The organism is Streptomyces sp. NPDC047971 (assembly GCF_040653355.1).
Taxonomy (GTDB): domain Bacteria; phylum Actinomycetota; class Actinomycetes; order Streptomycetales; family Streptomycetaceae; genus Streptomyces.
This window is the reverse complement of the sequence record NZ_JBEZNW010000068.1, coordinates 1-24,530: the sequence shown is the minus strand read 5'-3', so window position 1 is coordinate 24,530 and position 24,530 is coordinate 1. Positions and strand designations below refer to the sequence as shown.

General features: G+C 72.9%; 2 protein-coding genes. Both read left to right on the top strand.

All coding sequences use genetic code 11. The annotated features are described in order from the left end of the window. A complete protein-coding gene (locus AB0D99_RS34485) occupies positions 1-7,044 on the top strand; it encodes an amino acid adenylation domain-containing protein (RefSeq protein WP_362371743.1) in 7,044 nt (2,347 codons plus the stop codon). Continuing rightward, positions 7,044-24,530, top strand: a 17,487-nt coding sequence (locus tag AB0D99_RS34480; protein WP_362371740.1) for a non-ribosomal peptide synthase/polyketide synthase, incomplete at its 3' end; no start/stop codon positions are given. The genes AB0D99_RS34485 and AB0D99_RS34480, both read left to right, overlap by 1 nt.

Sequence of the window (24,530 nt, the reverse complement as noted above, 5' to 3'; positions counted from 1 at the left end):
GTGGCTTCGCATCCGCAGGTCGCCCAGGCCGTGGTGATCGCCCGGGAGGACGTGCCGGGAGACACCCGCCTCGTCGCCTACGTCATACCGAAGGACGAGACGGAAGAACTCGCCCTGCCCGTACGCGAGTTCGCCGGTCGATGGCTCCCGGCCCATATGGTCCCCTCGGCGGTGGTGGTCCTTGAGTCCCTGCCGCTGTCGGTGAACGGCAAGCTGGACCGCAAGGCCCTGCCCGCACCCGACCTGGCCGGCCTCGCCGGCACCGGACGGGGCCCGACGACGGTGCGTGAGGAGATCCTCTGCGCGGCGTTCGCCGAGGTCCTGGGCGTCGAACACGTCGGAGTCGACGACGACTTCTTCCGCCTCGGCGGCCACTCCCTCCTCGCCGTGCGACTCGTCGAGATCCTGCGGACCCAGAACGTATCCATCTCCGTCCGCACCCTGTTCGACTCCCCGACGGTCGCCGGCCTCGCCGCCTCGACCGGGGACGAACTGGTCGAGGTGCCGGACAACCTGATCCCGGTAGGCGCCACCGAGATCACGCCCGCGATGCTGCCGCTGGTCGACCTCACGGCCGGTGAGATCGCCCGCATCGTCGCGACCGTCGACGGCGGCGCGGCGAACATCGCGGACGTCTACCCGCTCGCCCCGCTCCAGGAAGGACTGCTCTTCCACCACCTCCTCGCCGACGGCGGCGAGGACGCCTACGTCATGCGCGCCGTCCTGGAGTTCGACTCCCGTGGCAGGGCGGACGCGTTCACCGACGCCCTCCAGCGCGTGGTGGAACGGCACGACATCTACCGGACCTCGTTCGCCTGGGAGGGCCTGAACGAGCCGGTCCAGGTCGTATGGCGGCACGCCACCCTGCCCGTCGAGGAGGTCACACTCGACCCGCACGGCTTCGACCCCGTCGCCGAACTCGTCGACACCGGCGGCGCCCACATGGACCTGGGGCGGGCCCCGCTCCTCGGCGCCCACGTCGCGGCCGACCCCGGCGGCGACCGCTGGCTGGTCCTCGTACGCATGCACCACACCGTTCGCGACCACACCGCGCTCCAGGTCGTCCTGGACGAGGTCGAGGCACTGCTGGCGGGCTGGGGCGACGAGCTGCCCGAGCCGCTGCCGTTCCGCAACTTCGTCGCCCAGGTGCGCGGCAGGGCCGACCGGGCCGGACACGAGCGCTACTTCACCGACCTCCTCGGCGACGTCACCGAGCCCACCGCCCCGTACGGCATGGCGGACGTACGAGGAGACGGCGCCGCCACGGTCCACGAAGTCCTGTCGTTCCCAGCCGAGTTGGACCACCGTCTGAGGACCGTCGCTCGCCGCGCCGGCATCAGCACGGCGACCGTCCTGCACGTCGCCTGGGCCCGGGTCCTCGCCGCCGTCAGCGGCCGGGAGGACGTGGTCTTCGGCACCGTCCTGTACGGCCGGGTGAACGCGGGCGCGGGGGCCGACCGGGTCGCGGGCCCCTTCATGAACACCCTCCCCGTACGCGTACGGACGGACGAACCCGGCGCGCTCGCCGCGGTCACCGCGATGCGCGGCCAGCTCGCGGAACTCATGGAGCACGAACACGCGCCGCTGGTCGTCGCCCAGCGCGCCAGCGGAGTCACCGGCGACACCCCGCTGTTCACCTCCTTCCTCAACTACCGGCGCAACCCGGGCCGCGGAGTCGACGAAGGCATGGAAGGCGTGCGGCTGCTGTCGGTGCGCGAGCGCACCAACTACCCGCTGGTCGTCCTGCTCGACGACTACGGCGACCGCACGGAGGTGGCCGTCGACTCGGTGGCGCCCATCGACTCCCTGGCGGTCTGCACCCTGGTGCGCACCGCTGCGGAGAACCTGGTCTCCGCACTGGAGCGCGCACTCGACGGCAGCCCCGACGTGCCGCTCGGCTCCGTCCAGGTGCTGGCCGAGGACGAGCGGCGCCGGGTGCTTGCCGAGTGGAACGACACGGCGACCGAGGGTGCGGCGGGGCTTGTCCACGAGCTGTTCGAGGCGCGGGTCGAGGCCACGCCGGACGCGGTGGCGATCGTGTCGGACGGCTCCGGTGTCTCGTACGCGGAGCTGGATGTGCGGGCGAACCGGATCGCGCACTACCTGATCGGTCAGGGGATCGGTGCGGAGTCGGTGGTGGGTCTGTGTCTGCCGCGTGGTGTGGACATGATCGCGGCGATCTTGGGTGTGTGGAAGGCGGGTGCGGGCTATCTGCCGGTGGATCCGGGGCAGCCGACGGACCGGATCGCATACATGCTGCGCGACAGCCGGGCGGCGCTTGCGCTGACGACCGAAGAGATTCTGGACGAGCTGCCGGCCGGCCGTTCGCGGCTCGTCGCGATCGATGACACGTTCGTGGAGATGCAGCTCGCGGCGGCGTCGGTGGAGCGTCCGGGGCGGCGGGTTGCGTCGGATTCCCTGGCGTACGTCATCTACACCTCGGGTTCGACGGGTCAGCCCAAGGGTGTGGCCGTGACTCATGGCGGTGTGGCGAACTATGTGGGTTCCGTGCCGGAGCGGGTCGGTTTCGGTCGGGCGGGTGCGCGGTATGGGCTGTTGCAGGCGCAGGCGACCGACCTCGGTAACACGGTGGTGTTCGCCAGTCTCGCGACCGGTGGTGAGCTGCACATTCTTGATGAGGGTGCGGTGACCGACCCGCAGGCGGTCGCGGCGTACCTGGCCGAGCGTCGGATCGATCACTTGAAGGCGGTGCCTTCCCACCTGGCCGCACTGTCGGCGGCCGGTGGCATGGAAGGCGTGCTGCCGGCGCGCTCTCTCGTCCTCGGTGGTGAGGCGGCCTCTCCGGTGTGGCTGCGGGAGCTGATCACCGCTGCCGGTGACCGGGAGGTCCACAACCATTACGGGCCGACGGAGACCACGATCGGTGTCGCCACGACACGACTCACCGCCGAGGACGTTGCTGAGGGTGTCGCGCCGGTCGGATCGCCGGTCGCCAACACCCGCTTCTATCTGCTGGACGCGTACCTGCAGCCGGCTCCGATCGGAGTGGTCGCGGATCTGTACGTCTCTGGTGCGCAGGTGGCGCGTGGCTATGTCGGGCGTGAGGCTCTGACCGCCGAGCGGTTCGTGGCGAACCCGTTCGAGTCGGGTCGGCGGATGTATCGGACGGGTGACCGGGCGAAGTGGACGGCTGACGGTCAGGTGGTCTTCGCCGGCCGGGCCGACGACCAGGTCAAGATCCGCGGCTACCGGATCGAGCCGGGTGAGGTCCAGGGGGTGCTGACCGGGCATCCGCTGGTGGACCGGGCCGCCGTGGTCGCCCGCGAGGACGTCCCCGGCGATCGCAGGCTCGTCGCCTACGTCGTTCCGAACGACCGGTACGAGGGCGGGGACGAGCTCCCGGCGTCCGTTCGGAAGTTCGCGGGGCAGCGGCTGCCGGAGCACATGGTGCCGTCGGCGGTCGTGGTCCTGGACGCGCTGCCGCTGACAGGCAACGGCAAGCTGGACCGCAAGGCCCTGCCCGCACCCGACCTCGCTGCTGTCGCGGGGGCGGGCCGAGCCCCGGCAGACGTGCGCGAGGAGATCCTCTGCGCCGCGTTCGCCGAGGTCCTGGACCTGGAGAGCGTCGGCGTCGACGACGACTTCTTCGAGCTGGGCGGCCACTCGCTGGTGGCCGTACGCCTCGTCGAGATCCTGCGGGGGCGTGGCGTATCCGTCTCCGTGCGCACCCTGTTCGACAACCCGACCGTGGCATCGCTCGCAGCATCCGCTGGTACGGATCGGGTCGTCGTCCCCGACAACCTCATCCCGGCCGGTGCCACCGAGATCACGCCGGACATGCTGCCGCTCGTCGACCTGACCGCCGCCGAAGTCGCCGTGGTGGTCGCCTCCGTCGACGGCGGCGCGGCCAACGTGAAGGACGTCTACCCGCTCGCCCCGCTGCAGGAGGGCCTGCTCTTCCACCACCGGCTGGCGGACGGCGGCGACGACGCCTACGTCATGCCGGCGGTCCTGGAGTTCGACTCGCGGGCCCGGCTCGACGCCTTCACCGACGCGCTGCGCCGGGTGGTGGAGCGGCACGACATCTACCGGACCTCCTATGTGTGGGAAGGATTGCGCGAGCCCGTGCAGGTGGTGTGGCGCGAAGCCCCTCTGCCGGTCACGGAAGTCGTCCTGGACCCGCAGGGCACCGACCCGGTCGCCGAACTCGTCGACGCGGGCGGCGCCCGCATGGACCTGGGCCGGGGCCCGCTGATCGACCTGCACGTCGCGGCGGTCCCCGCGGGGGCGGAACCGGAGCACTGGTTCGCGCTCATCCGCGCCCACCACATGGTGCGCGACGGCACCGCCCTCGAAGTGCTTCTGGAGGAGGTCACCGCCTTCCTCGACGGCCGCGGCGACCAGCTGCCCGAGCCGCTGCCGTTCCGGAACTTCGTCGCCCAGGCGCGCGGCGGCGTGGCCCTCTCCGAGCACGAGCGGTACTTCGCCGAGCTGCTCGGCGACGTCACCGAGCCCACGGCGCCCTTCGGTCTGACGGACGCGCGCGGCGACGGCGCCTCGCTGTCCCGTGCCCGAGTCGCGGCCGCCCCCGAACTCGCGGGGCGGCTGCGGGAAGTGGCGCGCCGCGCGGGCGTCAGCGCGGCGACCGTGCTGCACGTCGCCTGGGCACGTGTCCTGGCCGCGGTCAGCGGCCGGCAGGACGTGGTGTTCGGCACGGTGCTGTTCGGCCGCATGAACGCGGGCGTCGGGGCCGACCGGGTGCCCGGCCCGTTCATCAACACGCTTCCCGTGCGCGTCCCCACGGCCCGGCTCGGCGTGCTCGGGGCGATCACCGCGATGCGTGGCCAGCTCGCGCGGCTCCTGGAGCACGAACACGCGCCGCTGGTCGTGGCGCAGCGGGCGGCCGACCTGGAGGGCGACGCCCCCCTGTTCACCGCCTGCCTCAACTACCGGCGGAGTATCGGCGAGGACCTGGACGCACGCTGGAACGCGTCCCTGCCGGGCACCAGGCTGCTGTTCACCCGTGAGCGCACCAACTATCCGCTCGCCCTGCTCGTCGACGACGACGGCGACGGGCTGGAGCTGATCGTCGACGCCGTCGCCCCGATCGACCCCGCCGCCGTCGCCGCCCTGGTCGGCACCGCCGTCGATGAACTGGTGGACGCCGCCGAACAGGCCCTGGACGGCGCGGCCGACCTGCCGCTGAGCACGGTCGGTGTGCTGGTCGGCGACGAGCGCCACCGCGTGCTCACCGAGTGGAACGACACGGCGGCGGACGTCGTGCCCGAGACGGTGCCCGAGCTGTTCGCGGCGCGGGTCCGGCAGTCGCCGGACGCGGTCGCCGTCGCCTCCGACGGCTCCGAACTGACGTACGCGGAGCTGGACGCGCGGGCCAACCGGCTCGCCCGGTTCCTGACCGGGCGGGGCGTCGGCCCTGAGTCGGTGGTCGCGGTGGTGCGGGAGCGCGGCGTCGAGTTGATCGTCACCCTGCTCGGCATCCTCAAGGCGGGCGGCGCCTATCTGCCCGTCGACCCGGAGTACCCGGCGGAGCGCATCGCGTTCATGCTGAAGGAGTCCGGTGCGGAGGCGGTCCTTGCGTCGGCGCTGGGCGCGCCGGTCGTCCCCGGCGGGACCGAGGCGCCGGTCCTCGTCCTCGACGATCCGGAGCTCGCGACGGAGATCGCGGCGCTGGACGGCGGAGCACTCGACGAAGCGGAGCGGAACGGCCGGCTGCGGCCTGCCCACCCCGCGTACATGATCTTCACTTCGGGGTCGACGGGCCGGCCCAAGGGCGTGATCGTCACGCACACCGGTGTCGCCAGCCTGGTGACCGCGCAGATCGAGCGGTTCGACGTCGGCGCCGGCAGCCGGGTCCTCCAGTTCGCCTCGCCGGGCTTCGACGCGGCGACCTGGGAACTCGTCATGGCACTGTGCTCGGGCGCCCGCCTGGTGGTCGCGCCCGCCGAGACCCTGCTCCCGGGCGGTGGACTCGCCGAACTCGTGGCGCGCCAGGGGGTCACGCACGCCACGCTGCCGCCCGCCGTCCTCGCCGTGCTGGAACCCGAGGACCTCGCCCCGGTCACCACCCTGGTGTCGGCCGGTGAGGCGCTCGGCGGCGACCTGGTCGCCCGCTTCTCCCGCGGCCGCCGCTTCGTCAACGCGTACGGCCCGACCGAGACCACCGTGTGCGCGACCATGTCGGACGCCCTCGACGAGGACGACGACCGGCCCGGCATCGGCACGCCGATCACCAACTCCCGGGTGTACGTGCTCGACGAGAGCCTCAACCCGGTCCCGGCCGGTGTGGACGGCGAGCTGTACGTCGCGGGCGCTGGGCTCGCCCGCGCCTATGTGGGCCGCCCCGCACTGACCGCCGAGCGGTTCGTGGCCTCGCCCTTCGACGGGGCGGGCGAGCGGCTCTACCGCACGGGCGACCGGGTGCGCTGGACGTCCGACGGCCGGCTGGTGTTCGCCAGCCGCGTCGACGACCAGGTCAAGATCCGGGGCTTCCGCGTCGAGCCGGGAGAGGTCCGGGCCGTCCTGGCCGCGCACCCCGGTGTGCGGCAGGCCGCCGTCGTCGTCCGGGACGACGACACCGGCGGCAGGCGTCTGGTCGGCTACCTCGTGCCCGCCACATCCGATGGGAGCGAACTGGGTTCGGATGTAAGGAAGTTTGTCGAGACGCGACTGCCCGCGCACATGGTGCCCTCCGCCCTCGTCGTCCTCGACGCCCTGCCCCTGACATCCAACGGCAAGGTGGACCTCAGGGCCCTGCCCGACACCGGACCCGTCGCACCCACCGGCCGCGCGCCCGCCACCGAGCGGGAGAAGGTCCTGTGCGCGGCGTTCGCCGAGGTCCTCGGTCTGACGGAAGTCGGCGTCGACGACGACTTCTTCGCCCTCGGCGGGCACTCCCTGCTCGCCGCCCGCCTCACGAGCCGTCTGCGGACGGTACTCGGGGTCGAGGTGCCCCTACGGGTGCTCCTCAGTGCGCGGACGGTGTCCGGGCTCGTACGACAGCTGGGAAATGTGAGCTCTGCTAGGCCCGCGCTGCGGCCGATGCGTAACCAGGAGGAGTCCTGATGATTCCGTTGTCATTCGCGCAGCGTCGGCTGTGGTTCATCTCCCAGTTGGAGGGGCCGAATTCCGCCTACAACATCCGCGTCGCGCAACGCCTCACAGGCGCTGTGGACTCGGAAGCGCTCGACGCCGCCCTGCGGGACGTCATCGGCCGCCACGAGATCCTGCGCACCGTGTACGGCGTCGCGGCCGGCGAGCCCTACCAGCGCGTCCTGGACGCCGCCGACCTGGACTGGCACCTGACAGTCGCCGACGTCCCCCCGGCCGACCTGGACGAGGAGATCGCGGCCGCCGTCGGCCACGCCTTCGACCTCACCGCCGAACTCCCCGTCAAGGCATGGCTGTTCACGGCGGGACCCGACGATCACGTGCTCGTCATGGTCGTCCACCACATCGCGGGCGACGGCTGGTCCATGGGCCCGCTGGCCCGTGACCTGACCGCGGCCTACACGTCCCGCACCCGGGGCACGCCCCCGGCCTGGGAACCGCTGGCCGTGCAGTACGCCGACTACGCCCTGTGGCAGCGCGAGCTCCTCGGCGACGAGAGCGACCCGGAAAGCCTCTTCTCCCGGCAGACCGCTCACTGGCGCGACGCACTCGCCGACGTGCCGGAGGAGCTGCGGCTGCCGTACGACCGCACCCGCCCGGCCGTCCTCGGGCACACCGGCCACACGGTTCCCTTCGAGCTGCCCGCCCCGGTCCATGCGCGCCTCACCGAGATCGCGCTGAACGAAGGCGTCACCCTCTTCACCGTGCTCCAGGCCGCCCTCGCCGTGACCCTCTCCCGGCTCGGCGCGGGCACCGACATCCCGATCGGCTCCGTCACCGCGGGCCGCGGCGACGAGGCCCTCGACGACCTGGTCGGCTTCTTCGTCAGCACCCTCGTCGTGCGCACCGACCTGTCGGGCGACCCGACCTTCCGCGAACTCCTCGCCCGCGTACAGGAAGCCAGCCTGTCGGCCTTCGAGCACCAGGACGTGCCCTTCGAGAAGCTGGTCGAGGAGCTCGCCCCGACCCGCTCCCTGGCCAGGCACCCGCTGTTCCAGGTCATGCTGATGCTCCAGAACACCGGCGACGCGGCCCTCCGGCTGCCTGGCGTCCACGCCGAGCCGGTGCCCACCGGCGACTCCGCCGCCAAGTTCGACCTGGAGGTCACGGTCGGCGAGACGTTCGGGGAGAACGGCGCCCCGGCCGGGCTGCGCGGCTCCCTCATCGGCGCCGCCGACCTGTTCGACGCCGCATCCGTGCAGGGGATCGCCGACCGGCTCGCCCGCGTCGCCGAGTCCGTCGCCGCCGACCCCGGCACCCGCGTCGGAGACGTACGGCTCCTGGACGACGCCGAACTGCACCAGGTGCTCTCCGAAGGGAACGGCACCGACAGGGACGTCCCGGCCGCCACGCTGCCGGACCTCTTCGAGGCCCAGGCGGCCCGTACCCCCGACGCGATCGCCCTCGTCGACGGCGACGACTCGTACACCTACGCCGAACTCGACGCCCGTGCCGACCAGTTGGCGCACCTCCTCGCCGACCGCGGCGTCGGCCCCGAGGCGGTCGTCGCCGTCGTGATGGAGCGCGGCGCGGAGCTGGTCGCAGCGCTGCTCGCCGTGGTCAAGGCCGGCGGCGCCTATCTGCCGGTCGATCCCGAATACCCCGAAGAGCGCATCGCCTTCATGCTCGCCGACGCACGCCCCGTCTGCGTGCTCACCGACCTCGCCTGCGCCCCCGCGATACCCCCGACCGACACGCCCGTGATCGTCCTCGACGGCGAGCTCGCCCCACGCGAGCCGGCCACACCGCCCGGCCGGGCGGCCCTGCTGCCGCAGCACCCCGCCTACGTCATCCACACCTCCGGCTCGACCGGCCGCCCCAAGGGCGTCGTCGTCGGCCACCAGGCCCTCGTCAACCACCTGCACGCCGCCGCCGAACGCGTGCCGCTCGGCGCGGGCGACCGACTGGTCGCCGTCACCACCGTCTCCTTCGACATCGCTGCCCTGGAACTCTTCCTGCCGCTCGTGGGCGGAGCCACCGTCGTCCTCGCCGACCGCGACACCGTCCGGGACCCCCACGCCCTCCTCGACCTGGTGCGCACCAGCGGCGCGACCGCCCTGCAGGCAGTGCCGTCCCTGTGGCGCGCGCTCCTGGACGCCGGTGAATGGCCCGCCTCCGCACGCGCCCTCGTCGGCGGCGAGGCCCTGCCCCATGAACTGGCAGCCGAGCTGCACGCCCTCGGCGCCCGTGCCGTCAACCTGTACGGGCCCACCGAAGCCACCATCTGGGCCACCTCCGCCCCGGTCACCGAAGGCCCCGTCCTCATCGGCCGGCCCTTCGCCAACACCCGCGCCTACGTCCTCGACGACCGGCTGCGGCCGGTCGCCCCCGGCGCCACGGGAGAGCTCTACCTCGCGGGCGCCCAGCTGGCCCGCGGATACCTGGGCCGCGCAGCCCTGACCGCCGAACGGTTCGTCGCATCCCCCTTCGTCCCCGGCGAGCGGCTCTACCGCACCGGCGACATCGCCCGCACCCGTCCCGGCGGCGCCCTGCAGTGCCTCGGCCGCACCGACGGCCAGGTCAAGGTCCGCGGCTTCCGCATCGAGCCGGGCGAGGTCGAGGCCGTCCTCGAACGCCACCCCCGGGTCGCCCGCGCCGTGGCCGTCGTCCGCGAGGACACCCCGGGCGACGCCCGGCTCGTGGCCTACACGACACCCGTCAGTGGAGAGGAGGGAGAACTCGATGGCACGGAGCTACGAGCCCACGTGGGCGCGAGCCTGCCGGGTTACATGGTGCCGTCTGCGGTGCTGGTGCTGGACTCACTGCCGCTGACCGCCAACGGCAAGCTCGACCGCAAGGCCCTGCCCGCGCCCGACTACGCCACCGGCGCGGGCAGGGGCCCGGCCGACCTGCGCGAGGAGCTGCTGTGCGCGGTCTTCGCCGAGGTGCTCGGCCTCGCGCACGTCGGAGTCGACGACGACTTCTTCGCCCTCGGCGGCCACTCGCTGCTCGCCGTGGAACTCACGGGCCGGGTCCGGGCCGTCCTGGGCACCGACGTCCCCGTGCGCGCGCTGTTCCAGACCCCCACCCCGGCCGGCCTCGCCGCCGTGGCGAACACCGCCCGGACCGCCGTTCCCCCCAACCTGATCCCGCCGGACGCCACCGCGATCACCCCGGAGATGCTGCCGCTCGTCGACCTCACCGCCGACGAGATCGCGACCGTCGCCGCCACCGTCGACGGCGGAGCGGCGAACATCGCCGACATCTACCCGCTCGCCCCCCTCCAGGAGGGCCTGCTCTTCCACCACATGCTCGCCGACGGCGGCCAGGACGCCTACGTCCAGCCCACCGTCCTCGCCTTCGACACGAAGGACCGGCTGGACGCGTTCACGGACGCGCTGCGCCGCGTCGTGGAGCGCCACGACATTCTGCGCACCTCCCTCGTGTGGGAAGGAGTGCACGAGCCGGTCCAGGTCGTATGGCGCGACACCACCCTTCCCGTCACCGAGGTCTCCCTCGACGCAGCAGCCGACCCCGTCGAGCAGCTGCTCGCCCTCGGCGGCACCACCATGGACCTGACCCGGGCCCCGCTGCTCGGCATGCACGTCACGGCCGACCCCGCCGCAGACCGCTGGCTCGCCCTCGTCCGCGCCCACCACACGGTGCAGGACCACAACGCCCTCGCGGTCGTCCTCGACGAAGTACGGGCCTTCCTCGCCGGGCGCGGCGCGGAGCTGCCCGAGCCCGCCCGTTTCCGCGACTTCGTGGCCCGGACCCGTACGAGCCTCCAGGACACCGACCACGAGACCTTCTTCACCGAACTGCTCGGCGACGTCACCGAACCCACCGCGCCCTACGGCCTGGTGGACGTACGCGGTGACGGCGCCGGATCGACCCGCGCCCGCATCCCCGTCGCACCCGAACTCACCCGCCGCCTGCGCGACGTCTCCCGCGGCCTCGGAGCGAGCTCCGCCACGGTCCTGCACCTCGCCTGGGCCCGCGTCCTCGCTTCCGTCAGCGGCCGCGACGACGTGGTCTTCGGCACCGTCCTGTCCGGACGCATGAGCGCCCCCGCCGCCGGCGGCCAGGCACCGGGCCCGTACGTCAACATGCTGCCCGTGCGCGTGCGCACCGGCGAACTCGATGCCCGCTCCGCCCTGTCCGCGCTCCGCGAGCAGCTCGCCCGGCTCGTCGAGCACGAGCACGCGCCGCTCGCCACCGCCCAGCGGGCCGGCGGCGTCACCGGCGACACGCCCCTGTTCACCTCCCTGTTCAACTACCGGCGCGGCGCCGGTGGCGGCCAGGAACTCGACGGCGTCCGCACCCTCCTCGCCCGGGAACGTTCCAACTACCCCCTCGCCGTCTCCGTCGACGACGACGGCGAGACGCTCTCCCTCGCCGTGGACGCGCGCGACCCCGTCGACCCGCACGACGTCGGCGCCCTGCTGCGCACCGCCCTCGCCGGGCTCCTCGACGACCTCGACGCCGGCACGGCCCGCCCGCTCGCCGCGATCGACGTCCTCGACGCCGACCGGTGCCACCAGGTCCTCACCGCATGGAACGACACCGCCACCGAGGTGCCGCCCGCCACCGTCCCCGAACTGTTCGAGGCCCAGGCCGCACGCACCCCCGACGCGGTCGCCGTCACCGCCGAGGGCCACTCCCTCTCCTTCGCCGAACTCGACGCGCGCACCAACCAGTTGGCGCGTCTGCTCGTCGAGCGGGGGATCGGACCCGAGTCCGTCGTCGGCGTCTGCCTGGAACGCGGCATCGAACCGGTCGTCGCCCTCCTCGCCGTCCTCAAGGCCGGCGGCACCCACCTGCCCCTCGACCCGGACTACCCGGCCGACCGCATCGCCCACATGGTCGAGGACGCGGCCCCCGCCCTCATCCTCACCGGCACCGCCACGGCCACCACCCTCCCGTGGGGCGACACCCCCGTGCTCGTCCCGGACCGGGCGACGCTCGACGGCATGGACGGCGGCCCCCTCGGTGTGACGATCCACCCCGACCACCCCGCGTACGTCATCTACACCTCGGGATCGACCGGCCGCCCCAAGGGCGTCGCCGTGCCCCACAGGGGCCTCGCCAACCTCGCCGCCTTCCAGCGCGCCGGGGTCATCACACGCTCCGGGCCCCGCATGCGCGTCGCCCTCACGTACTCCCTGTCCTTCGACGCGTCCTGGGAGCTGCTCCTCTGGATGGTCGCGGGCCACGAACTCCACGTCGTGCCCGACGACGTGCGCCGCGACAGCACCGCCCTGGCGCGCCATGTCGACGACGCCCGCATCGACCTGATGGCCGTCACCCCCGTCCAGGCCGAACAGCTCCTCGACGAGGGCCTCCTCGGCGACGGCGTGCACCGCCCCCGCGCCCTGCTCCTCGGCGGCGACGCCGTCGGCAGCGCCCTGTGGCAGCGGCTGCGGGCCGCCGAAGGAACCCTCGGCCTCAACTTCTACGGCCCGACCGAAGCGACCGTGCACGTCCTGTGCCACGACACCGAGCAGGGCGGGAGCCCGCTGATCGGCCGCCCCCTGCCCAACACGCGCGCCTACGTCCTCGACGCCAGGCTCCGGCCCGTCCCGGTGGGCGTGGCCGGCGAACTGTACGTGTCGGGCGCGGGACTGGCCCGCGGCTACGTGCACCGCGCGGGCCTGACCGCCGAACGGTTCGTCGCCTCCCCCTTCGACCAGGGACAGCGGATGTACCGCACCGGCGACCTGGTGCGCCAGGACGCCGAGGGCCGCGTCGAATACCTGGGCCGCGCCGACGACCAGGTCAAGATCCGCGGCTACCGCATCGAGCCCGGTGAGGTCGAGGCCGTCGCCGTCGCACACCCGGACGTCACCCAGGCCGCGGTCGTCGCCCGTGAGGACACCCCCGGCGACAGGCGGCTCGTCGCCTACGTCGTGCCCGCCGACGACGCCACCGGGATCACCTCCGACGTGCGGGAGTTCATCGCGGCGCGGCTCCCCGAGCACATGGTGCCCGCGGCCGTCGTCGCGCTGGACGCCCTGCCCCAGTCCGTCAACGGCAAGCTCGACCGCGTCGCCCTGCCCGCACCCGTGTACACGGCGAGCGCGGGACGCGGTCCCGCCACCGTCCACGAGGAGCTGCTGTGCGGAGTGTTCGCCCAGGTCCTCGGCGTGCCGGCGGTGGGAGTCGGCGACGACTTCTTCGCACTCGGCGGCCACTCGCTGCTCGCCACCCGCCTCATCAGCCGGATACGCACCGTCCTCGGCGTCGAGGTGCCGCTGCGGACCCTGTTCGAGGCGCCGACGGTCGCCGCGCTCGCGGCCCGCCTCGGCGACGCCGCCCCTTCCCGCACCGCGCTCGCCCCGGCCACGCGGCCCCGGCGCGTCCCGCTCTCCTTCGCCCAGCGCCGTCTGTGGTTCGTCGGCCAGCTGGAGGGCCCGAGCGCCACCTACAACATCCCGGTCGCACTGCGGCTCACGGGTGCGCTCGACCGGGACGCGCTGGACGCGGCCCTGCGCGACGTGATCGGACGCCACGAGGTGCTGCGGACCGTCTTCGAGGCGGCCGAAGGAGAGCCCTCCCAGCGGATCCTGGACCCCGCCGCCCTGGACTGGGCGCTGACGGTGGCCGACGTGCCCGCCCACGACCTGGACCGCGCCATCCGCGAGGCCCTCGGCGCCCCCTTCGACCTCACGTCCGAAATACCCGTCAGGGCAACGCTGTTCGCCACGGGAGGCGACGAGCACGTCCTCGTCCTGGCGGTCCACCACATCGCTGCCGACGGCTGGTCGATGGAGCCGCTGGCGCGTGACCTGTCGGCCGCGTACGCGGCGCGCAGGCAGGGTGAGGCCCCCGCGTGGGAGTCGCTGCCGGTCCAGTACGCGGATTACGCGCTGTGGCAGCGGGAGCTGTTGGGCGAGGAGAGCGACGACGGCAGTCTGATCTCTCGTCAGGTCGCGTACTGGCGGTCCGCGCTGGAGGGCGCCCCCGAGGAGCTGGAGCTGCCGGCCGACCACGTCCGGCCCGCGGTCCCCTCGCACCTGGGACACAACATCCCCCTGACCGTTCCGGCGGAGGTGCACGGGCGGCTCGTCGAGGTGGCGCGCGCCGAGGGTGTGACCACGTTCATGGTGCTGCAGGCCGCGCTGGCAATGCTGCTCTCGAAGCTGGGGGCGGGGACCGACATCCCGATCGGCTCCGCGAACGCGGGCCGAACGGACGAGGCGCTGGACGACCTGGTCGGCTTCTTCATCAACACCCTCGTCATACGTACGGACGTGTCGGGCGACCCAATCTTCCGTGACGTCCTCCGACGCGTCCGCGAGACGAGCCTGTCCGCCTTCGCGCACCAGGACGTCCCCTTCGAGAAGCTCGTGGAGGAGCTGGCGCCGACCCGTTCGCTGGCGCGTCATCCGCTCTTCCAGGTCATGCTGAAGGTCCAGAACACCGGCGAGGCCGTCCTCGACCTGCCGGACGTGCGCGCCGCCGGCTTCCTGGCCGGAGCCTCGACCGCCAAATTCGATCTCGACGCCTCGGTGTCGGAGGTGTTCGACGAGGCGGGTGTGCCGGCGGGGCTGCGTGGTTCGGTGGTGGCGTCCGCGGATCTGTTCGACGTGGAGACCGCCGAGGGTCTTGTGGCTCGTTGGGTGCGGGTGCTGGAGCTGCTGACCGCCGACCCGGGGCTGTCGCTGAGTGCGCTGGATGTCCTGGACGAGGGCGAGCGGCGTGTTCTGGCGGAGTGGAACGAGACGGCTGTTCCGGTGGGCGCGGAGTCGCTGCCGGAGCTGTTTGCGGCGCAGGTGGCGCGTGCGCCGGGGGCGGTTGCGGTCGTGGCGTCCGGTGTGGGGCTCTCGTATGCCGAGTTGGATTCCCGTGCCGGTCGTCTGGCGCGCTACCTGGCTGCTCAGGGTGTGGGTCCTGAGTCTGTGGTGGGGGTGTGTCTGGAGCGGGGTGCGGATCTGATCGTCGCGCTGCTGGCGGTTCTGAAGGCCGGTGGGGCCTATCTGCCGCTCGACCCGGACTACCCGGCCGACCGCCTCGCGTACATGGTGGGGGATGCGGCTCCCGCGGTGGTGGTCGCCTCGTCGACGACAGCGGGTGCACTGTCCCTGCCGGACGTGCCGCTGATGGTCGTGGACGCCGCGGACACCGTGGCCGCGCTCGCCGGTCTCGATGACAGCGCGCTGGATGTCGTGGTGCTGCCCGAGCACCCTGCGTACGTGATCTACACCTCCGGTTCGACGGGCCGTCCGAAGGGTGTGGTGGTCACACACGGTGGTGCGGTGAGCCTGTGTGAGGGGCACGGCCGGACGGTGTTCGTCACGGACGGGGCGCCGCTGCGGGTCGCGTTGACGACCTCGGTGTCCTTCGACGCCTCCTGGAATCAGCTCTCGGCTCTGTTCACCGGACACGAGTTGCATGTGGTGGACGCGGACACGTGGCTGGACGCGGGGCGTGTGGTGGCGTGGATGCGTTCTTCGCGCATCGACTTCGCCGAGATCACCCCCTCGTATCTCCAAGTCCTCGTGGATGAGGGTCTTTTCGAGAACGAACAGCACCCCGCCCGTATCGGCGTGGGCGGTGAGGCCACTCCGGCGCGGCTGTGGGAGCGGCTGCGGTCGCTGGACGGGGTGGAGGGCTTCAACTTCTACGGTCCGACCGAGGCGACCGTCGACACCACGATCGCCCGCCTCTCCGAGTCGGCCGCCGTCGTGGTCGGCAGCCCTGTGGCCAACGCCCGTGTCTTCGTCCTCGACGAGGCTCTGCGGCCCGTCCCGGTGGGCGTGGCCGGTGAACTGTATGTCTCCGGTACGGGTGTGGCCCGCGGCTATGTGAACCGTGCGGGGCTGACCGCGGAGCGGTTCGTCGCTTCGCCGTTCTCGGTCTCGGGTGAGCGGATGTACCGTTCCGGGGACCGTGTGCGGTGGACGGCGGACGGCCGGCTGGTTTTCCTGGGCCGCACCGACGACCAGGTGAAGGTCCGCGGTTTCCGCATCGAGCCGGGTGAGGTCCAGGCCGCGGTCGCCGCGCATCCGCAGGTTGCGCAGGCCGCGGTGGTGGTACGCGAGGACACCCCCGGCGACCGTCGCCTGGTGGCGTACGTCGTCACCAGCGGTCAACCGGTCGAGCCGGTCGCGGAGTTCGTGGCGCGGAGCCTGCCCGAGTACATGGTCCCCTCGGCGGTCGTCGTCCTGGATGCCCTGCCGCTGACCGCCAACGGCAAGCTCGACCGCAAGGCCCTGCCCGCCCCCGAGCACAGGACGACCGCCGGAGCGCGAGGCCCGTCCCATCCACGCGAGGAGATCGTGTGTGCCGCGTTCGCCGAAGTCCTCGGCGTGGAGAGCGTCGGCGTCGATGACGACTTCTTCCAGCTCGGCGGCCAGTCCCTGCTCGCCATCCGCCTGGTCGCCCTCCTGCACAAGCGCGGTGTCTCCGTCTCCGTGCGGGCCTTCTTCCAGGCCCCGACCCCGGCCGGCCTCGCCGCCGCGGTGGGCGCCGTCCAGGTCGACGTGCCGGACAACCTGATCCCGGCGGGTGCCACCGCGATCACGCCGGAGATGCTGCCGCTCGTCGACCTCACGGCCGACGAGATCGCCACCGTCGTCGCCACCGTCGACGGCGGCGCGCCCAACATCGCGGACGTCTACCCGCTGGCCCCGCTCCAGGAGGGCCTGCTCTTCCACCACCTCCTCGCGGACGGCGGCGACGACGCCTACGTCCTGCCCACGGTCCTGGAGTTCGACTCCAGGGCCCGGCTCGACGCCTTCACGCTCGCCCTGCGCCAGGTGGTGGAACGCCACGACATCTACCGGACCGCCATCGTGTGGGAGGGCCTGCGCGAGCCGGTCCAGGTCGTCTGGCGCGACGCCACCCTGCCCGTCATCGAGGTCACCCTCGACCCCGTGGACGGCGAAGGCGGTGACCCGGTCGACCAGCTGCTCGCGGCGGGCGGCCTGGCGATGGCCCTGGACCGTGCGCCGCTGCTCGGCCTGCATGTCGCGGCCGTGCCCGGCGGCGACGGCCGCTGGCTCGGGCTGCTGCGGGCGCACCACGTCGTGCGCGACCACACCGCGCTGGAGATCGTCTTCGACGAGGTGCGGACGATCCTCGCCGGCCGGGGCAGGGAGCTGCCGGAGCCGCTGCCGTTCCGGACCTTCGTGGCCCGCACGCGCGCCACGGGCTCCCGCGCAGGACACGAGCGGTATTTCGCCGACCTGCTCGGCGACGTCACCGAGCCCACCGCACCCTTCGGCGTCGCGGACGTACGCGGCGACGGCAGCGCGTCCGTACGCCACGTCGTGCCGTTCGCCGACGAGTTGACCCGGCGCCTGCGCGAGGTCTCGCGACGCCTCGGCGCCAGCCCCGCGACCGTCCTGCACGTCGCCTGGGCCCGCGTCCTGGCCGCCGTCTCCGGCCGCACGGACGTGGTGTTCGGCACCGTCCTGTTCGGCCGCATGAACGCGGGCGAGGGAGCCGACCGGATCCCCGGCCCGTACATGAACACCCTGCCCGTCCGCGTCCGCACGGACGCCTCAGGGGTCCGCGCCGCCGTCTCCGCCATGCGCGGGCAGCTCGCGCAGCTCCTGGAACACGAGCACGCCCCGCTCGCCGTGGCCCAGCGCGCCAGCGGCGTCACCGGCGACACCCCGCTCTTCACCGCCCTGTTCAACTACCGCCACCACACCGACAACTCCGACGGAACCACCCCGCGGGGCGAACTGCCGGGCATCACCCTGCGCTTCGCCGAGGAGCGGGACAACTTCCCGCTCGCGCTCTCCGTCGACGACCACGGCGACGGCATCGAGCTGGCCGTCGACGCCGTCGCCCCGGTCGACTCGCGCATGGTCGGCGGCCTGATGCGCACCGCCGCCCACAACCTGGTGGCCGCGCTGGAAACGGCCCTCGACGACGGCCGGGACGTACCGCTCGGCTCCGTCCAGGTCCTGGACGAGACCGGACTGCGCCAGGTGCTCGGCGCGTGGAACGACACGGCGGCCGAGGTCCCCGACGCCACCGCGGTCGCCCTCTTCGAGGCCCACGCCGCCCGCACCCCCGAGGCGGTCGCCCTCGTCGCCGACGGCGCGGAGGTGACGTACGCCCAACTGGACGCCCGCTCCAACCGGATGGCACGCCACCTCGCGAGCCTGGGCGTCGGCCCCGAGTCGGTCGTGGCGCTCTGCCTGGAGCGCGGCGCCGACCTGGTCACCGCGGTCCTCGCCGTACTCAAGGCGGGCGGCGCCTATCTGCCCGTCGACCTCGACTACCCGGCCCAGCGCATCGCCTACATGCTCGGTGACGCCGCCCCCGTGGCCGTCATCGCCTCCACGGCCACCGCGGCCGCCGTGCCGGAGACGGACGCGCGACTCGTCGTCCTCGACGAGACGGACCTCGACGCCCTCGCGGACAGCCCGCCGGCCACGCCGACAAGGCCCGAACACCCCGCCTACGTCATCTACACCTCCGGCTCGACCGGCCGCCCCAAGGGCGTCGTCCTCACCCACGCCGGATTCACCAACACCATCGCGGGCCTCGCCCGCTTCGAGGCCGGCCCGGGTTCGCGGGTGGCGCAGTTCGCCTCGGTGAGCTTCGACATCTTCTGCCTCGAATGGTCGCTGGCCCTCACCCGCGGTGCCACCCTCGTCGTCGTCCCCGCCCACCGTCGCCTCGGCGCGGACCTGGCGGCGTTCCTCGCCGAGCAGGCCGTCACCCACGCGACGCTGCCGCCCGCCGTCCTCGCGGGCCTGGAGGACGGCGCCATCGGCGCCGACGTCGTTCTCGAAGTCGGCGGCGAGGCGTCATCGCCCGAGCTGATCGAGCGCTGGGCGCACGGCCGGACCATGTACAACACGTACGGCCCGACCGAGACCACCGTCGACGCCACCGTGTGGCGCTGCGAGCCGGGCGTCACGGACGTCCCGATCGGCACGCCCATCGGCAACACCCGCACCTACGTCCTCGACGGTTCGCTCTCGCCCGTCCCGGTCGGAGTCGCCGGCGAACTGTACGTCGCCGGCGCCGGCCTGGCCCGCGGCTACCTGGGCCGCCCGGCCCTGACCGGAGAGCGGTTCGTCGCCGACCCGTTCTCCCGCACCGGCCAGCGGCTCTACCGCACCGGAGACCTCGCGCGCTGGAGCCCGGACGGCCAGCTCGAGTACCTGGGCCGCGTCGACGATCAGGTCAAGGTCCGCGGCTTCCGCATCGAGCTGGGCGAGGTCCAGTCCGTCGTCGCCGCCCATCCGGCCGTCGACCTGGCCGCCGTCGTCGTCCGCGAGGACACACCCGGCGACAAGCGCCTGGTCGCCTACGCCGTACCGGCCGAGGGCCACCGGGCAGCGGCCACCGACATCCTCGGATTCGCGGCCGACCGGCTCCCCTCCCACATGGTCCCGTCCGCCGTCGTCGTCCTCGACGCGCTGCCCCTGACCGCCAACGGCAAGCTGGACCGCAAGGCCCTGCCCGCCCCGGCCCGCACGGACGGCGGCAGCACCGGACGCGGTCCGGCCACCCTCCAGGAGGAGATCCTGTGCGGCCTGTTCGCACAGGTCCTCGCAGTACCCTCCATCGGCGTCGACGACGACTTCTTCGCGTACGGCGGCCACTCCCTGCTCGCGGTCCGGCTCATCAGCCGCGTCCGCACCGTACTCGGCGTGGAGGTGCCGCTCCGCACCCTCTTCGAGGCCCCGACCGTCGCCGCGCTCGCCGCCCGGCTCACCGGCGTCGGAGCGGCCCGGACCGCCCTGACCCGGATGGAGCGGCCGGCCCGCACCCCGCTCTCCTTCGCCCAGCGCCGCCTGTGGTTCATCGGCCGGCTGGAAGGACCCAGCTCCACCTACAACATCCCGATGGGGCTGCGGCTGACCGGAACCCTGGACCGCGCGGCGCTCGGCGCGGCCCTGCGGGACGTGATCGGCCGGCACGAGGTGCTGCGCACCCTCTTCCCGGTCGCCGACGGCGAGCCGTACCAGCAGGTCGTCGGCCTCGACGAACTGGTGTGGGAACCGCAGACGGCGAGGGTCACCCACGACGACCTGGCGGCCGCGGTCGCCGCCGCGGCCGAACACGTCTTCGACCTCGCCGTCGAAGTCCCCGTCCGCGCCACGCTGCTCCAGCTGGCGCCCGAGGAACACGTCCTCGTCGTGGTGGTGCACCACATCGCCACCGACGGCTGGTCCACCGGCCCCCTGGCCCGGGACATGTCCCTCGCCTACGCGGCACGCCGCGAGGGCAGGGCGCCGGTCTGGGAGCCGCTGCCCGTCCAGTACGCCGACTACGCGCTGTGGCAGCGCGAGCTCCTCGGCGACGAGCGCGACCCCGAAAGCGTGATGGGCCGGCAAGCGGCCCACTGGCGGGAAGCACTGGAGGGATCCCCGGAAGAACTGGAGCTGCCCTTCGACCACACCCGCCCCGCCATCGCCTCGCACCGGGGCCACAGCGTCCCGGTCGACATCCCGGCCGCCGTGCACACCCGCCTCGTGGACGTGGCCCGCGCCGAAGGCGTCACCGCATTCATGGTGCTCCAGGCAGCGCTGTCCATGCTGCTGTCCCGCCTGGGCGCCGGCACCGACGTCCCGATCGGCTCCCCCAACGCCGGACGCACCGACGAGGCACTCGACGACCTGATCGGCTCCTTCGTCAACACCCTGGTGCTCCGCACGGACGTGTCCGGCGACCCGACGTTCCGGGAAGTCCTCGGCCGCGTACGGGAACGGAGCCTGGCGGCCTTCGCCCACCAGGACGTGCCCTTCGAACGGCTCGTCGAGGAGCTCGCACCGAGCCGCTCCATGGCCCGGCACGCCCTCTTCCAGGTCATGCTCACCCTGCAGAACACCGCCGAAGCCGTCCTCGAACTCCCCGGCCTCGACGCCAGGGCCCTGACCACCGGCGCCTCCAAGGCCAAGTTCGACCTGGACGTCATCGTCGGCGAGGCATTCGACGAACGCGGCCACCCGGCCGGTGTGCGCGGCTCCGTCACCGCCGCCGCCGACCTCTTCGAACCCGCCACCGTCGAGCGGCTCGTCGCCTCCCTGACCCACGTCCTCGACGCGCTGACCGCCGAACCGGACACCCGCCTCAGCGCGGTCCCGGTCCTCAACGACACCGAGCGCCACAAGCTCCTGGTCGAGTGGAACGACACCACCGCCCACATCGCACCCGCCACGGTGCCGGAGCTGTTCGCCGCGCACGTGGCGCGCACCCCGGACGCGACAGCCGTCGTCGCCGACGGCGCCGAGCTCACGTACGCCCAACTGGACGCCCGCACGAACGCGCTGGCCCACCAGCTGGCGCGGCGGGGAGTCGGCCCCGAGTCGGTCGTCGCGGTCTGCCTGGAGCGCGGCACCGACCTCATGGTGGCGCTGCTCGCCGTCCTCAAGGCCGGCGGCGCGTACATGCCGATCGACCCCGAGTACCCGGCCGACCGGATCGCCTACATGCTCGGCGACGCCGCACCGGCCCTGGTCCTCGCCTCGGCGGACACGGCCGACAGGATCCCCGTCGAGACGATGCTCATCGAGGACGGCGGCGCCCCGGCGGACGGACCGCCGCGCGTCGACCTCACGGTGACCCACCCCGCGTACGTGATCTACACCTCGGGCTCCACCGGCCGCCCCAAGGGCGTCCTCGTCTCCCACACCGGCATCGCCGGCCTCGTCGCGGGCCACGTCCGCCACCTCGGCGTCGGCCCCGGCGCCCGGGTCGCCCAGTTCGCCTCCGCGAGCTTCGACACCTTCGGCTGGGAGTGGCTCATGGCCCTCCTGTCCGGGTCGGCCCTCGTGGTCGTCCCGCGCGAGAAGCGCCTCGGCGACGCCCTGCCGGCCTTCCTGGCCGAGCAGCGCGTCACCCACGCCACCCTGCCGCCCGCCGTCCTCGCCACCCTCGACGAGAACAGCATCGCCCCCGACACCGTCCTCGTCGTCGCGGGCGAGGCATGCCCGCCCGACGTCATGGCGCGCTGGGCGCGCGGCCACCGGCTCTTCAACTCGTACGGGCCGACCGAGACCACCGTCGACGCCACCCTGTGGCGGTGCGACCCGGAATCCGCCGAGGTCGCCATCGGCACCCCCGTGCTCGACACCGAGGTGTACGTCCTCGACGAGTACCTGGCACCCGTCCCCGTCGGCGTCGCGGGCGAGATGTACGTCAGCGGCGCGGGCCTGGCCCGCGGCTACCTGGGACGCCCCGACCTGACGGCCCAGCGCTTCGTCGCCTCCCCCTTCACACCGGGCGAGCGGATGTACCGCACCGGAGACCGGGCCAAGTGGACGGCGGCGGGACAGCTCGTCTTCGCCGGCCGCACCGACGACCAGGTCAAGATCCGCGGCTTCCGCATCGAGCCGGGCGAGATCCAGGGCGTCCTGACCGGCCACCCGCTGGTCGCCCAGGCCGCCGTGGTCGTCCGCGAGGACAGCCCCGGCGACAAGCGGCTCGTCGCCTACGTCGTCCCCTCCACCGAGGAAGGGGCGACCTGGTCGCCGTCCACCACGGCCTCGGTCCTCGCCCTCGCGGCCGACCGACTGCCCGAGTACATGGTCCCGTCCGCCGTGGTCGCCCTGGACGCCCTGCCGCTCACGGTCAACCGCAAGCTCGACCGCAAGGCCCTGCCCGCCCCCGACTACTCGGCAGGCACGGCGGCGGCCGGACGAGCGCCGTCGGACATCCGCGAGGAACTCCTCTGCGGCGTGTTCGCCCAGGTCCTCGGCGTGCCAAGGGTCGAGGTCGACGACGACTTCTTCGCCCTCGGCGGTCACTCGCTCCTCGCGGTGCGGCTGGCCAGCCGGGTGCGCGCCGTCCTCGGCGTCGACCTCGACATCCGGGTCCTCTTCGACGCCCCGACCGTCGCCGGACTCGCCGCCGCACTCGACGGCGCCGGCGAGGCCCGCCTCGCACTCACCGCCGGCGAGAGGACGGACCGGGTACCGCTCTCCTTTGCCCAGCAACGCCTTTGGTTCATCCGCCAGTTGGAGGGGGCGAGCGCCACCTACAACATCCCGGTCGCCCTGCGCATGGCCGGCGACGTCGACGTCCGGGCCGTCGGACAGGCCCTGCGCGACGTCATCGGCCGCCACGAGGTCCTGCGCACCGTGTACCCGACGGCCGACGGCCAGCCGTACCAGCGCGTCCTGCCGCTCGACGAGGTGGACTGGCAGCTCGCGGTCACCCAGATCGCCCCCGAAGCCCTGGCCGACGCGGTGAAGGAGGCATCGGAGCACGACTTCGACCTGGCGGCCGACGTACCGATCCGGGCCTGGCTCTTCGAGACCGGGACAGACGAACGCGTCCTGCTCGTCGTCGTCCACCACATCGCGGGCGACGGCTGGTCCTGGACACCCATGGCCAACGACCTCTCCACCGCCTACGCGGCACGCGTCGCGGGCCGCGTCCCGCAGTGGGAGCCGCTGCCGGTCCAGTACGCCGACTACGCTCTCTGGCAGCGCGAACTCCTCGGCGACGAGAACGACCCCGAGAGCCTGATCTCTCGCCAGATCGCATACTGGCGGGCAGCGTTGGACGGATCCCCCGAGGAGCTGACGCTCCCCGCCGACCGGACACGACCCGCCGTCGCCTCGCACGAGGGGCACGCCGTACCCCTGGAGATCCCGGCCGAGGTACACGCCCAGCTGGCGAAGGTGGCCCGCGCCGAGGGCGTGACCACGTTCATGGTCCTCCAGGCGGCGCTGGCGATGCTGCTGTCGCGGCTGGGGGCGGGCACCGACATCCCGATCGGCTCCGCGAACGCGGGCCGCACGGACGTGGCGCTGGACGACCTGGTCGGCTTCTTCATCAACACCCTGGTCCTGCGGACCGACCTGTCGGGCGATCCGACGTTCCGCGAGGTCCTGAAGCGGGTGAGGAAGACCAGCCTGTCGGCTCTCGCCCACCAGGAGGTGCCGTTCGAGCGGCTGGTGGAGGAGCTGGCGCCGTCGCGCTCGATGGCCCGGCACCCGTTGTTCCAGGTCCAGTTGGACCTTCAGAACAACGCCGAGGCCATCCTCGACCTGCCGGGCGTGCAGGCCGGCGGGATGTCGGCCGGGACCTCGATGGCCAAGTTCGACCTGGAGGTGGCCCTCGGCGAGACGTTCGACGAGGACGGAGCCCCAGCGGGCCTGCGAGGCTCCGTCACCGCCGCAGCAGACCTGTTCGACCGGGAGACGGTCGAGGGCCTGGGCGAGCGGTTCGTCCGGGCTCTGGGTGCCCTGGTCGCGACGCCTCGCACGCGGCTCAGCTCACTGGATGTGCTCGGTGAGGATGAGCGGCGTCGTGTGTTGGTGGGGTGGAACGACACGGCTGTGGATCTGGGGTCGGTGGTGGTGCCGGAGCTGTTCGCGGCCCAGGTGGCGCGGACTCCGGATGCGGTGGCGGTCGTCGGGGACGGCGAGTCGCTCTCGTATGCGGAGTTGGATGCTCGTGCGAATCGGCTGGCGGGTTATCTGGTCGGTCAGGGGGTGGGTGCGGAGTCGGTGGTGGGCTTGTGTCTGCCGCGTGGGGTCGATGCGGTCGTGTCGATGCTCGCCGTGTGGAAGGCCGGG